The sequence below is a fragment of the Nonomuraea sp. NPDC004354 genome (assembly GCF_053602555.1).
In genome coordinates this window covers 188,420-201,080 of sequence record NZ_JBSGDV010000007.1, presented here as the reverse complement: position 1 = coordinate 201,080, position 12,661 = coordinate 188,420, and the positions used below count along the sequence as shown (strand labels likewise).

The 12,661-nt window shown below is 72.6% G+C and carries 10 protein-coding genes; 3 read left to right on the top strand and 7 right to left on the bottom strand.

Annotated features, from left to right (window positions below):
* Nucleotides 1-70: 70 nt before the first annotated feature.
* Nucleotides 71-988 carry a hypothetical protein gene (locus tag ACWENQ_RS21970; RefSeq protein WP_452415845.1) on the top strand — a complete coding sequence of 306 codons (918 nt, stop codon included), beginning with the start codon at nucleotides 71-73 and terminating at the stop codon, nucleotides 986-988.
* Between the two features lie 32 nt (nucleotides 989-1,020).
* Here ACWENQ_RS21970 and ACWENQ_RS21965 read toward each other — a convergent pair whose 3' ends face one another.
* Together ACWENQ_RS21965 and mshB are read right to left on the bottom strand one after the other, a co-directional pair.
* The gene (locus tag ACWENQ_RS21965) at nucleotides 1,021-1,476 is read right to left on the bottom strand and encodes a DUF6113 family protein (protein ID WP_449917814.1); all 456 of its coding nucleotides are present in this window, start codon (nucleotides 1,474-1,476) and stop codon (nucleotides 1,021-1,023) included.
* An 11-nt stretch (nucleotides 1,477-1,487) separates the two neighbouring features.
* Nucleotides 1,488-2,393, bottom strand: coding sequence for an N-acetyl-1-D-myo-inositol-2-amino-2-deoxy-alpha-D-glucopyranoside deacetylase (mshB, locus tag ACWENQ_RS21960; RefSeq protein WP_449917816.1), 906 nt, complete (start codon nucleotides 2,391-2,393; stop codon nucleotides 1,488-1,490).
* Nucleotides 2,394-2,513: 120 nt separating this feature from the next.
* Between mshB and ACWENQ_RS21955 the strand changes: the two genes are divergently transcribed.
* A complete protein-coding gene (locus tag ACWENQ_RS21955; RefSeq protein WP_452415843.1) occupies nucleotides 2,514-4,583 on the top strand; it encodes a prolyl oligopeptidase family serine peptidase in 2,070 nt (689 codons plus the stop codon).
* A gap of 80 nt (nucleotides 4,584-4,663) precedes the next feature.
* Here ACWENQ_RS21955 and ACWENQ_RS21950 read toward each other — a convergent pair whose 3' ends face one another.
* Genes ACWENQ_RS21950 through ACWENQ_RS21940 form a run of 3 tightly spaced genes read right to left on the bottom strand, consistent with a single transcriptional unit; the run spans nucleotide 4,664 to nucleotide 7,925 of the window.
* Entirely contained in the window at nucleotides 4,664-6,133 is a 1,470-nt protein-coding gene (locus tag ACWENQ_RS21950; protein WP_452415841.1) for an AAA family ATPase, read from the bottom strand.
* Between the two features lie 41 nt (nucleotides 6,134-6,174).
* A complete protein-coding gene (locus tag ACWENQ_RS21945; RefSeq protein WP_452415840.1) occupies nucleotides 6,175-6,825 on the bottom strand; it encodes a response regulator in 651 nt (216 codons plus the stop codon).
* Nucleotides 6,822-7,925: a sensor histidine kinase gene (locus ACWENQ_RS21940; protein ID WP_452415839.1), complete on the bottom strand. Its 1,104-nt coding sequence runs from the start codon at nucleotides 7,923-7,925 to the stop codon at nucleotides 6,822-6,824. The genes ACWENQ_RS21945 and ACWENQ_RS21940 overlap by 4 nt, the downstream gene beginning before the upstream one ends.
* A gap of 109 nt (nucleotides 7,926-8,034) precedes the next feature.
* Here ACWENQ_RS21940 and ACWENQ_RS21935 point away from each other — a divergent pair, with 109 nt between their 5' ends.
* The gene (locus ACWENQ_RS21935) at nucleotides 8,035-9,159 is read left to right on the top strand and encodes an alpha/beta hydrolase family protein (RefSeq protein WP_452415837.1); all 1,125 of its coding nucleotides are present in this window, start codon (nucleotides 8,035-8,037) and stop codon (nucleotides 9,157-9,159) included.
* Here ACWENQ_RS21935 and ACWENQ_RS21930 read toward each other — a convergent pair whose 3' ends face one another.
* Together ACWENQ_RS21930 and ACWENQ_RS21925 are read right to left on the bottom strand one after the other, a co-directional pair.
* Entirely contained in the window at nucleotides 9,160-10,917 is a 1,758-nt protein-coding gene (locus ACWENQ_RS21930) for an ABC transporter ATP-binding protein (protein ID WP_449917826.1), read from the bottom strand.
* Between the two features lies 1 nt (nucleotide 10,918).
* Nucleotides 10,919-12,607 carry an ABC transporter ATP-binding protein gene (locus tag ACWENQ_RS21925; protein ID WP_449917828.1) on the bottom strand — a complete coding sequence of 563 codons (1,689 nt, stop codon included), beginning with the start codon at nucleotides 12,605-12,607 and terminating at the stop codon, nucleotides 10,919-10,921.
* Between the last annotated feature and the right edge of the window lie 54 nt (nucleotides 12,608-12,661).

The following is a 12,661-nucleotide window of genomic DNA, read 5'->3' as shown; positions in this document are numbered from 1 at the left end:
TCACCCTTGACCCGACTTGACAAATCGGAATAATGATCCCCGTCCTGAAATCTCCCCCAAGAGCAGGATCATGAGATTCATCATTCTGGCCGCCCTGGTGTGCACCATGGCACTGGCCACCGTCGGCGGCCTCGCCGTCACCCAGACCTCCTCGGCCACTGACACCCCCACGGCTGACCGGCTGGAGTTACCCGTCTCCACCAGCCCCTCCCCCACGCCGACGCCCACCGCGGCCAAGTACACCGCGACCACCAAGGTGGTGGCCAAGAAGGGCGTCGCCTATCTGGACGTCGCCGTCACGTACGGCGGTGCGGCTCGCTTCACTGTGAAGCAGAAGGTGTGCAAGGGCAAGTCCTGCCGGACGGCCACCGCCTCCCTGCCGGTGACGACCGGCGCCGGCAAGGCCTCCACCAAGCTGGGCAAGGGCACCTACAAGAAGAGCGGCAAGGCCTCGGTCTCGCTCAAGGTGCTGCCCTGGCCGACGCGCACGGTGACGGCCACGGCGACACCGTCGGCGACCGCCACGGTCACCGCGTCGGCGGTCCCGTCGGCCACGGTGACGGTCGCCTCGACGACCACGGTGAACGCGACCACCACGGTGAACGCCACCACCACCGCGACCACCACGGTCACGACGGGCCCGACGGTCACGGCGACCGCCACGGTCTACGTCACCTGCACACCCGCGCCCCCGGCCCAGGACACGATCCCGACCCCGAACCCGAGCCCGAGCCCGACGCCGAGTCCGAACCCGCCCACGCCCCAGGCGGTCCCGCCCGCGGACGGCGGCACGCCGGCCGTGGACCTGGCCGCCACGACCCCGCTGGCCGCCACGCCGACCCCGACCACCTGCCCCACCACGGGGGATGACGGGGGTGACGGCGGCGAGGACGACGACGGCGAGACAGGCGACCTGACGCCCGAGCCCGACCCGCTCCCAACTCCGACCCCGACCCCGACCCCGACTCCGCAGCCCCCGGTCCAGTAGCCCGGATCCAGTGGCCCGGGTCCGGTAGCGCGTCAGCGGCCCCCGTCGACCGTCGGCGGGGGCTGCCGCATCATCGGGGCCTGCTGGTCGACGCCCTTCAGCAGCCACGAGCCGCCGCCCGCCGACGACGGCGAGAGCAACACGGCCACCAGCACGACCGCCATGCCCCCGTAGAGGTAGACGAAGCCGGCCACGTCACCGGCGATCACCAGGTCGCCCGCCGCGCGTTTCAGCGAGAACACCATCGACACCAGCAGCCAGCCGGCCGCCACCGCCGAGGCGCCGAGCTTGGCGCGCATCAGCCTGCCCGCGCCGAAACAGATCGCGAACAGCGCGGGCACCCAGCCGATGGCCGCCAGCGGCCACGTCGGCCCGACGTACCACGCGTGCGTGAACCCGCCCACCACGCCGAGGACGACCCCCAGCACGGCCAGCATGCCGTACGCGGCCCCCGCCAGCGCGGACTCGGCGTGGCTCCGTTGCTCCATAACGGAGGAGGTTAGTGGATGCCCGCGAACAGATCCTTCTCCAGGGCGTGATGCTCGCCCAGCCCGCCCGCCTCGATCGGCGCGCCCGGCCCGGTCTCGCCCGTGATCCCGCTGCGCAGGATGAAGTGCTCGACCCCGAACACCTCCTGCCCGATGTTGTTGGACAGCGCGAACCAGGGCGGGTCGACGGTGATCTGGGTGGCGTGCGCCCGCATCGCGTCGAACTTGTTGCCCAGGTACGGCCGGGCGTCCACCTCGGTGGTGATCTCGTGGTCCTGAACGCCGAACGGCACGTCCTCGACGTTCTCGGCGACGAAGCCGACCCCCGACCGCTCGATCTCCTCGGCCGTCCTGCGCATGACGGACTTGGCGGTGGCGGTGTAGTAGAACTTGGCGATCCGCCACGGCTCGCCCTCGCCGAAGGCCGGGTCGGCGGCCAGCTCGAAGGCCCGCCACGCCACCCGGTGCGCCTGGATGTGGTCGGGGTGACCGTAGAAGCCGTCCTCGTCGTAGGTGACCAGCACCTGCGGCCGCACCTCTCGAATGATCGCCACCAGCTCGGCCGCCGCCTCGTCGAGGTCGGCCCGCCAGAACGCGTGCGGCCGGTCGTTGGCGGCGGCGCCCATCATGCCGCTGTCGCGCCACCTGCCGGGACCGCCGAGGAAGCGGTGGTCGTCGACGCCCATCGCCTTGCACGCGGCGTCGAGCTCGCCGACGCGGTGGGGGCCGAGCGCGTCGTCGCCGTCGGCCGCCAGGTGGGCCAGCTCCGGCGGGATGACCTCGCCCTCCTCGCCCAGCGTGCAGGTGACCAGGGTGACGTGGGCTCCCTCGGCGGCGTACCTGGCCATGGTGGCGCCGGTGCCGATCGTCTCGTCGTCGGGGTGGGCGTGGACGAGCAGCAGGCGTCGATCACTCATGCCCCGAGCGTATGCCACCCGGCGCCTGCCTCCACCACTGCTTCCACCCGCTCCACCTGCGTTTCCTACGGCGTCACCGGACGCGCGGGGCGACCGTCTCACCTGGCAGGATGGGGGCTTATGAGTGAGAGCTTCCCGCGCCTGCACGCAAGGACCCGCCGGTTCACCCTGGGAGTGCCCAGAGGCTTCACCATCTCCCCCGACGGCGCCCGCGTCCTGTTCCTGCGGACGCAGTCCGGCACCGACCCGGTGACCTGCCTGTGGGAGCTCGACACCGCCACCCACGTCGAACGCCTGCTCGTCGACCCCCGCGCCCTCGACGCCGACGACGAGAACCTGCCGCCGGAGGAGCGCGCCCGCCGCGAGCGCAGCAGGGAGCAGGCCGGTGGCGTCGTGGCCTACGCCACCGACTCCGCCGTCACGACGGCCGTCTTCGCGCTGTCCGGCGGCCTGTACGTCACCGACGTGGCCGAGGGCGCCACGCGCCGCCTGGAGACGCCGGGCGCGGTCATCGACCCCCGCCTGTCCCCCGACGGTCGCCTGATCGCCTACGTGACCGGCGGCGGCCTCCGCGTCCACGACCTGGCCACCGGCGACGACCGCGCCCTGGCCGAGCCCGAGGGCGACACCGTCACCTACGGCCTGGCCGAGTTCATCGCCGCCGAGGAGATGGACCGCCACCGCGGCTACTGGTGGGCACCCGGCAGCGACGCACTCCTGGTCGAGCGCGCCGACGAGGCGCCCGTCCAGACCTGGTACATCGCCGACCCCGCCAATCCGGACCGCGCCGCCGTACCGCAGCGGTATCCGGCGGCGGGCACGCCCAACGCCCGCACCGAGCTGTTCGTCATCGGGCTCGACGGCTCCAGGGTCGCGGTGCCGTTCGAGGACGAGTACCTCACCACCGCCGCCTGGGACTCCCACGCGCTGTCGATCGTCACCATGCCGCGCGACCAGAAGGCGCTGCGCCTGTTCACCGTCGACCCGGCCACCGGCGCGGCCACGCTGCTGCGCGAGGACACCGACGACGCCTGGGTCGAGATCGTGACCGGCGTACCGGGGCATCTCGACGACGGCTCCCTGGTCTGGGTGGCCGACGACGAGGGAGGGCGCCGGCTGTTCGTCGGCGACCGCGCGATCACCCCGCCCACCCTCCAGGTGCGCGACGTGCTCGACATCGACCGCGACACCGTGCTGTTCAGGGCCAGCGGCGACCCGACCGAGATCCAGCTCTGGACCTGGGACGGCCACTCCCTCATGCCCGTCTCCACCTCGTCCGGCGTCTACTCGGGCCGGCTGTCGGGCGGCGTCGGGGTGCTGACCGAGCAGTCGCTCGAGAAGGAGGGCGTCTCCGCCACGGTGGTCCTGCCCAGCGGCATGACCATCCCGATCCCCTCGCTCGCCGAGCGTCCCGGCCTCGACCTGCGCGTCCACCTCGGCCGCGCGGGCACCCGCGAGCTGTCGACCGCGGTCGTCTTCCCCTCCTGGCACGAGCCGGGCTCGCGCAAGCTGCCCGTGCTCCTCGACCCGTACGGCGGGCCGCACGCCCAGCGCGTCCTGGCCGCCCAGGGCATGTACCTCACCAGCCAGTGGTTCGCCGAGCAGGGCTTCGCCGTCGTCGTCATCGACGGCCGCGGCACGCCCGGTCGCGGTCCGGCCTTCGAGCGGGCCGTCCTCAACGACCTGGCCACGCCCGTCCTCGACGACCAGATCGACGCGCTCCAGGGCGTCGCGCAGCAGTACCCCGACGATCTCGACCTGTCCAAGGTGGCCATCCGCGGCTGGTCGTTCGGCGGCTTCCTGGCGGCGCTCGCCGTCCTGCGCCGCCCCGACGTCTTCCACGCGGCCATCGCGGGGGCGCCGGTGACCGACTGGCGCCTGTACGACACCTGCTACACCGAGCGTTACCTGGGCGACCCCGCCGTCCAGCCCGAGGTGTACGACCAGTCGTCGCTGTTCGCCGACGCCGCCAAGCTCGACCGCCCGCTGCTGCTCGTCCACGGCCTGGCCGACGACAACGTGGTGGCCGCCCACACCCTCCGCCTGTCGTCGGCGCTGCTGGCGGCGGGACGCCCGCACACGGTGCTGCCGCTGTCCGGCGTCACCCACATGACGCCGCAGGAGGTCGTCGCGGAGAACCTGCTGCTGCTGCAGGTCGACTTCCTCAAGAAGGCGCTGGGCCTGGTCTGATCCACCGTCCGGCCCGAACCCCCACAGGCGGTGGGGGTTCGGGCCCGCCGGTGACCTGCCCGCCCACGTCCGCAGACAGCTCAGGAGCCCTCGTAGAGCTCGTCCAGCCCCACCAACCGCACGTCCGTACGCCTCTGAGCGATCTCCTCCAGTTGTGGCGTGAACCCGTTCGCGCTGAACAGCAGCAGCCGCGTATCGGCTGTCGCCCGCTCGTCCCTACTCCACAGCAGCCCGCGAGCGTGTTCCAGCCGGTCGAGATGCGCCCGACCCACCACGTCGCCGCTCTTCACCTCACCGATAGCGATGATCCGCTCTCGTCCGTCGTCCGCGCGGGCGAACGCCACGACATCGAGTTCGTGCCCGGTCCGGTTGGCGGGATCCGGCAGCACGCCCGACGCGACGCGTGCGGCCCGTCCGCCGACGGTCTCGGCCTCGGCATGCCAGCGGGTCCAGAGCCGGGCGAGGTGCTCCACATGCGGCCCCAGGACCTTGCTGCGGAAGGCCGCCTGCGACCTGTCCCATACCCGCGCGGCCAGCCCTGGCCGTTCCAGGTCGGTCCACTCGGGCCGCATGATCGCGTGATAGAAGCTGAGGATGGGTTCGGTGATGCGATAGGCCGACCGCCTGCCGTGGAAAGCGTCGGGCTCCCTGCAGATCATGCCGATGTCCTCGAGCACGGTAAGCGCGTGCCCGAGATCCGTTGATTTCCTGCCGAGATAACCGGCGATTCCTCCTCGCGTGTGGTTGCCTCCGGCGACCGCCGACAGGACCCCGTGGAAGAGTGCGGTGTCACGGAGTTCCGGCTCCTCGGCCAGGAGGAACCTGCCCTCGCGGAACAGCGGACGCCCGGGGTTGAGAACATTGCGGATCACCCAAGGGCCGAAGTCCTCCAGATCCCTGGGGACGTCCCCCAGCGTGAATTCACGCCGATAGGCGGGCGTCCCGCCGACCACGGCATGAACGCGCAGTGCCAGGGCCGGATCATCGATCTCCCAGAATCGCCTGGCCATCCGGTAGTCAAGGGTCGGCACCACCAGTTCCAAGCTCGCCCTGCCGCGGAGAGGCGCCGTTCCGGCCAGGAGCGACCCCATGAAGGACAGCGCGGACCCGCACAGCAACAGACGTACCGGCGAACCCTCACGCTGCCCCTGAGGACCGAGCGCGCGCTGGATGAGTGACGGGAGTTCGGGCGACGCCTTCGCCAGGTAGGGGAACTCGTCGATCACAACAGGGATGGGCCGGTCTCCGGCGAGGCCCATGAGCGCGCGCATGGCCTCGTCCCAGTCAGCGAAGCGACGCGGGACGGTGTCGCCCAGATGGTGAGCCAGGGCGGTGCCGAACTGGCGCAGCGACTCCGCCCGCGTCGCCTCCGTCGCCGCGAAATAGAATCCGCCCGCCGCCCTGCAGACCGCGTCCAGCAGGAACGTCTTGCCCTGGCGCCGACGCCCCGACACCACGCCGAGCGTCGCCTCTCGCCCCGGGTATGCGATGAACCTGGCGAGCTCAGACCACTCGTAGTCCCGATCGAAGATCTCGGAAGGCTTGTCCATGAGGCAATGATAAACATATCTATAATAGCTGCGCTTATTATTCAGAGGCCGAGGTCGGCGTCGTGGACGAGGATGGCCGCCTGGACCCTGTTGGTCAGGCCGAGCTTGGCCAGCACCCTGCTGACGTGGGCCTTCACCGTCGCCTCCGTCAGATGGAGCTCGCGGCCCACCTCGGCGTTCGACAGTCCCCTGGCCAGCGCCCTGATCACGTCCTCCTCCCGCCCGGTGAGCGAGGCGAGCCGCCGCCTGGCCGTCTCGGCCCTCGACGGCGTCCTGTCCACGAACGCCCCGATCAGCCGCTTGGTGACCGTCGGCGACAGCATCGCCTGCCCTTCGGCCACGGTCCGTACGGCCGCGGCCAGCTCACGCGGCGGGGTGTCCTTCAGCAGGAACCCGACGGCCCCGAGCCGCAGCGCCTCGTGCACGTACTCGTCCAGGTCGAAGGTGGTCAGCATGATGACCTTGGGCGGGTCGGCGGCACCGAGGACGCGGGCGGCCCCGGCGAGCCCGTCGGTGCCCGGCATGCGCACGTCCATCAGCACGACCTCGGGCCGCAGCCGCGCCACCGCGGAGACCGCCTCGGCCCCGTCCCTGGCCTCGCCGACGACCACGATGTCGCCCGCCGCTTCGAGGATGAGCCGCAGGCCCGACCGGACCAGGGCCTCGTCGTCGACGATGAGGACCCGGATCACGCGGGGATCCTGGCCCGCAGCTCGAAGCCGCCGTCCTCGCGGGGGGCGGCGTGCAGGGTGCCGCCGCCGAGTTCGACCCGTTCGCGCAGGCCGACCAGGCCCCAGCCCGACTCGGGGAGCGGGGCGGCCGGCCGTACGGGGGGCTGGTTGGTGACCACCACCTCCAGCGCGGACGGCAGGAAGCGGATGGCGACGTCGGCGGCGGTCTGCCCGGCGTGCTTGTGGATGTTGGCGAGCGCCTCCTGCACCACGCGGTAGGCGGTGCGCTCGGCCGTGGGACCGATCTCTCGAGTGTGGCCCTCGTCGAGCCTGGTCAGCGTGAGGCCGAGGGCGCGCGAGCGGTCCAGGAGCGCGTCGAGGTCGGCCAGCGTGGGCTGGGGCGCGCGGGGCGGGGCCTGCGCGGGGGTGCGCAGCACTCCCAGGACGTCGCGGAGGTTGGCCAGGGCCTCCCTGCCGATGCCGCCGATGAGGGCGGCCGCCTCGGCGGTGCGCGGGTCGGAGGTGCTGACCTCGAGCGCGCCGGCGTGCATCACCATGAGCGACACCCGGTGGGCGACGACGTCGTGCATCTCGCGGGCGATGCGGGCGCGTTCCTGTGCACGGGCCTGCTCGGCGCGCATGACCTGCTCGCGTTCGAGCCGGTCGGCGCGCTCCCTCGCGGCGGCGAGCACGTCGCGCCTGGCTCTGACCCACAGGCCGAAGACCAGCGGCAGCGCGATCACCGCCGCGCCCACGAGGGTCGCGTTGGCCAACGTGCCGGTCACCGTCTCGCGCGTGCCGCCGAGCAGCGCGCCCACCACGGCCGACAGGCCGGTGACGGCCACGCCCGCGCCCGCGTAGGCGGCGACGCTCCGCGGCCCGCGCGACGTCGTGCCCGCGTAGTAGGAGGCGACGAGCAGCGGCGGCCACATCGCCAGCGCCACGTAGCCGGCGGCGCCGGCGACCGCCAGCGGCCACCAGGAGCGCCGCGTGAAGCAGGCGGCCAGCCCGGCGAGTACGGCGGCCGTCGTCGTCAGCGGCCAGGGCAGGCTGGACGCCACCCCCATCTGGCCGTTGACGACGGCCAGGCAGGCCAGGAACACCACGGCACCGAGCAGCATGGTCCGAGCGTACGGCGCGGCGAACCGGACCCTTTACGACGAAAGTCGTAAAGAGTGATCGACGATCGAGGGCGGACGGGCTCCCGCGACGCCGACCAGAGTGGCCCGCATGAGGAGAACACTTGTTGTCGCAGCCCTGTCAGCGGTCGCGCTCACGAGCGGCGCCGTCCCCGCAGGGGCCGAGGGCGCCCGGCCCGCCGTCCCCGCACCGACCGGCGCGCGGACCGCCCTGCCCGCACCGACCAGCACGCGGACCGCCCTGCCCGCACCGACCGGCGGCCGGCCCGTCGGCACGACCACCCTGCACCTGGTGGACACCGCGCGCCCCGACCCGTGGAACCCCGAGGCCGACCGGCGGGAGCTGATGGTCTCGCTCTGGTACCCCGCCACGCGGCCCGGCGGCCGGCCCGCGCCGTACCTGACCGGGGAGGAGTCGGCGGCCGTGCTGAAGGGCTTCGACGTGCCGCCCGGCGCGCTGGTGAAGACCAGGACGCACGCCCGGCAGAGCCCCCCGCCGAACAAGCGGCTGCCGCTGGTGCTGATGTCGCCCGGATTCAGCATGCCCAAGGCGACCCTCACCTCCCTGGCCGAGGACCTGGCCAGCAGGGGCTACCTGGTGGCGGCGGTCGAGCACACCTACGAGTCGGTCGCCACGACCTTCCCCGACGGCAGGACCACCACCTGCCTGGCGTGCGTCAAGGGACAGGACGGCGCGAAGGTCGCCGCCGTCAGGGTCGCCGACCTGCGGTTCGTCCTCGACGAGCTGATCGGGCGCGGGCTCGCCGACCGGTCGATGATCGCCGCGGTCGGCCACTCGATGGGCGGCAACAGCGCCGTCCAGCTGCTGCTGGCCGACCACCGGGTGAAGGCGGCGGCGAATCTGGACGGCACGTTCGCCCCGGTGGTGGCGGAGCTGGACAGGCCCGTGCTGATGGCGGGTAACCCCGCGCACGTGCCGGACGGCCGCGACACCAGCTGGAAGCAGTCGTGGGCCGATCTCGGGGGCTGGAAGCGGTGGATCACCGTGGAGGGCACCGACCACGCGGCCTTCGTCGACTACGCGGTTCTCCGGCCCCAGCTCGGCCTTCCGGGCAGCGCGATCGAGGGCACGCGGGCGATCGGGATCACCCGCGCCTACGTCGCCGCCTTCGTGGACCGGCAGCTGAGGGGCGGGGACGAGCCGCTGCTCGACGGCCCGTCCCGCGCCTACCCCGAGGTGCGCTTCTGGAAGTGATCAGCGGGCGGTCGGCGCCGGGGCGCCGTGCCAGCTCGCCCAGAGGGCGGCGTAGGAGCCGCCCTCGGCCACCAGTTCGTCGTGCGAGCCCAGCTCGCTGATGCGCCCGTCCTCGACCACGGCCACCCGGTCGGCGTCGTGCGCGGTGTAGAGGCGGTGCGCGATGGCGATCACCGTGCGGCCGTCGAGAACGGCCGCGAGCGACCGCTCCAGGTTCCTGGCGGCGCGCGGGTCGATCAGCGAGGTGGCCTCGTCCAGCACCAGCGTGTGCGGGTCGGCCAGCACCAGCCGCGCCAGCGCGAGCTGCTGGGCGTGCGCGGGCGAGATCGACGTGCCGCCCGAGCCGACCATCGTGTCGAGCCCGTCGGGCAGCGACTCGACCCACTCCATCGCGTCGACGGCCCGCAGCGCGCCGAGCACCTCGTCGGACGAGGCCGACGGCCTGGCGATCAGCAGGTTGTCGCGCAGCGTGCCGCGGAAGACGTGGTGCTCCTGGGTCACCAGGGCGACGTGCCCGCGCAGGTCGTCGAGCGGCAGGTCGACCAGCGGCACGCCGCCGACGGTCACCGTGCCGGTGCGGGGGCCGTGGATGCCGGCCAGCAGCCTGCCCAGCGTCGACTTGCCCGCTCCCGAGGGGCCGACCATGGCCAGGCGCTCGCCGGGCCGCAACGTCAGCGAGACGCCGTGCAGGACGTCGTGGCCCTCGCGGTAGGAGTAGCGGACGTCGGCGGCCACCAGGTCCTCGCCGTCGGGGGTGTCGGCCCCGGCCGTACGGTCGTCCGGCACGTTGGCCACGCCCAGCAGGCGCGCCATCGCGGCCCCGCCGACCTGCAGCTCGTCGATCCACATCAGGAACCTGTCGAGCGGGTCGATGAGCTGCTGGGCGTAGAGCACCGCGGCGGTGACCTGACCGAGCATCACCCACCCGTTGATGTAGAACAGCCCGCCGACCAGCAGCGCGGCCACCACGGGGATCACGTAGCCCAGCTCGACGGCCGGGAACCACACCGTGCGTAGCCCGAGCGTGTAGCGCTCGGCCGCCCACGAGCGCCCGATGTCGCCGTCGGTGCGGGCGTGGCGCCGCTCCTGCAGGCCGAGCGCCTCGACCGTCCTGGCGCCCTCGACCGTCTCGGCCAGGCCCTCGGTCATGTCGGCGTAGGCGGCGTTCTCGCGCAGGTACCCGTCGCGCGCCCGCTTCAGGTACCACCGGGTCGAGATCCAGATGATCGGTACGGCCAGCAGCATCGGCACCATGAGCAGCGGGCTGACCAGCAGCATCGCACCGATCGTGATCGCCCCCGTGACGAGGGCGATCAGCGTCTCGGGCACCGCGTGGCGCACCGTCCTCGACAGCGAGTCGACGTCGCGCGAGGTCCGGGTGATCAGGTCGCCGGAACCGGCCCGCTCCACCGTGGACAGCGGCAGCGCCAGCACCCGCTCGACGAACTCCTCCCTGAGCTCGGCCAGCACCTTCTCGCCGAGCCTGGAGGAGGCCAGCACCGCGAAGCGGACCAGCACCGACTGCAGCACCAGGAACGTTCCGATGCCGACGGCCACCAGCGTGCCGTCGACCTCGGCGCCGCGCCGCACGTCCTCCACGAGGTCGCCGAGCTGCCACGGCACGGCGAGCCCGGCCGCGGCGGCCAGCGCGTGCAGCGCGAGGGCGACGGTCAGCTCGCGCGGGTACTTCAGCGTCAGCCGCCTGGCGTAGGCGCGCACCTGCGCCTGGTCGGCGACAGGCAGGATCTCCCGAGCCATCTCAGTCCTCCCCTCTCGTCACGGTCGCCGCGTAGGCGGGTTCGGTGGCCAGCAGCTCCCGGTGCGCGCCCTCGGCGCGCACCCTGCCGCCTTCCACGTAGATCACGTGCTCGGTGCGGTCGAGCACCAGCGGGCTGGTCGTGCAGACCAGCGTCGTCTTGCCGGCCCTGGCCTTGGCCAGCCGGTCGGCGATGCGCGCCTCGCTGTGCGCGTCGACCGCGCTGGTCGGCTCGACCAGGATCAGCACCTCGGGGTCGGTCACCAGCGCCCTGGCCAGGCGCAGGCGCTGCTGCTGCCCGCCGGAGAACTCCCGGCCCGCCTCCGCCACGTGGGCGTCGAGGCCGTCGGGGAGCGCCTCCACGATGTCCTCGGCGCAGGCGGCGTGCAGCGCCTGCCGTACGGCCTCGGGGGAGGCGTCGCCGCGGACGTCGAGCTCGTCGCGCAGCCGGCCGGCGAACAGCCTGGCGTTGTTGTCGGCGACCAGCACCCTGGCGCGGACCTCGCGCAGTGGGAGCGAGCCCAGGTCGATGCCGCCGAAGGAGACCTGGCCGTCGGTGTAGCGGCCGAGGCGGTCGGCGATCTCGATGGCGTCCTCGGGCGTGCCGGACGCGATGGCGGTCAGCGTGCCGGGCCGGACGGTGACGCCGCTCTTGACGTCGTGGAGCAGGCCGCCGGGCGAGGACTCGGCGCCGCCGCTCACCTCTGGTTCGATCGCCAGGATCCGGATGACCCTGCGGGCGGCGACGTGACCCTTGGTGAGCTTGTCGGCGGCCTCGGTCAGCGTGCGCATCGGGCCGATCAGGAAGACCGCGTAGACGTAGAACTCGACCAGCTGGCCGGTCCTGATCTGCCCGCCGACGGCGAACGAGGCGCCGATGCCGGTCACGATCGCGATCAGCAGCCCCGGCAGCAGGATCTGCGCGCCCTCCAGGACCGACTCGACACCGGCCACCCGCACGCCGGCGTGCCGTACCCGCTGGGACTCCTCGCGGTAGCGCTCGGCGAAGACCTGCTCGCCGCCGATGCCGCGCAGCACGCGCAGGCCCCCGACGATGTCGGCGGCCCTGGTGGACAGCTCGCCCTGGAGCTCCCTGTGCGCCTGCTGGCGCTTGTGCAGCGGTTTGAGCAGCGGGCCCACCGCGATCGCCATGAGCGGCACGCCGACGAGCACCAGCAGGCCGAGCTCCAGCGACGTGGAGATCATGATCACGGTGACCGTGACGATCGCCACGATCGAGCCGGTGCCGCGCAGCAGGATGTCCATCGAGTTGCCGATGTGCGCGATGTCGGAGTTGCCGACGCTGACCACCTCGCCGGTCGACAGGCGCTTGGGCAGCGTGGCGCCCAGCCTGGTCGCCTGCCTGGTGGTCACCTGGACGGTGCGGTAGGCGGCGGCCAGCCAGTTGTAGACGGCGAGCCGGTGGCGCATGATGCCGGCGTAGGCCTGCACGAGCCCCAGCCCGAGCAGCGCGGCCGACCAGGTCACCAGCCCGCCGGAGTCCTTGCCCAGGACGGCGTCGATGCCCCTGCCGAGCACGTGCGGCATGAGCGCCTGCGCGAACCACCACAGGGTGGCGAAGCCGATGCCGACGGCAAGGGCGCCCGCCTGGTTGCGCGCGGTCCAGAGGAGGTAGCGCGTGGGCGTGCGTGAGTCAGGGATGCCGGGATCGGCCTGGGGTAGGGAGCGCATAGCCCGTCAAGATTGACAAAGGCCCGGCTGACCAGGCAAACCATTTTCCGTGCC

Coding starts and splice junctions, on each gene's coding strand:
- mshB (WP_449917816.1), bottom strand. CDS start 2,393: ATGAGTGATCGACGCCTGCTGCTCGTCCACGCCCACCCCGACGACGAG.
- ACWENQ_RS21935 (WP_452415837.1), top strand. CDS start 8,035: ATGAGGAGAACACTTGTTGTCGCAGCCCTGTCAGCGGTCGCGCTCACG.
- ACWENQ_RS21970 (WP_452415845.1), top strand. CDS start 71: ATGAGATTCATCATTCTGGCCGCCCTGGTGTGCACCATGGCACTGGCC.
- ACWENQ_RS21925 (WP_449917828.1), bottom strand. CDS start 12,607: ATGCGCTCCCTACCCCAGGCCGATCCCGGCATCCCTGACTCACGCACG.
- ACWENQ_RS21965 (WP_449917814.1), bottom strand. CDS start 1,476: ATGGAGCAACGGAGCCACGCCGAGTCCGCGCTGGCGGGGGCCGCGTAC.
- ACWENQ_RS21940 (WP_452415839.1), bottom strand. CDS start 7,925: ATGCTGCTCGGTGCCGTGGTGTTCCTGGCCTGCCTGGCCGTCGTCAAC.
- ACWENQ_RS21955 (WP_452415843.1), top strand. CDS start 2,514: ATGAGTGAGAGCTTCCCGCGCCTGCACGCAAGGACCCGCCGGTTCACC.
- ACWENQ_RS21950 (WP_452415841.1), bottom strand. CDS start 6,133: ATGGACAAGCCTTCCGAGATCTTCGATCGGGACTACGAGTGGTCTGAG.
- ACWENQ_RS21930 (WP_449917826.1), bottom strand. CDS start 10,917: ATGGCTCGGGAGATCCTGCCTGTCGCCGACCAGGCGCAGGTGCGCGCC.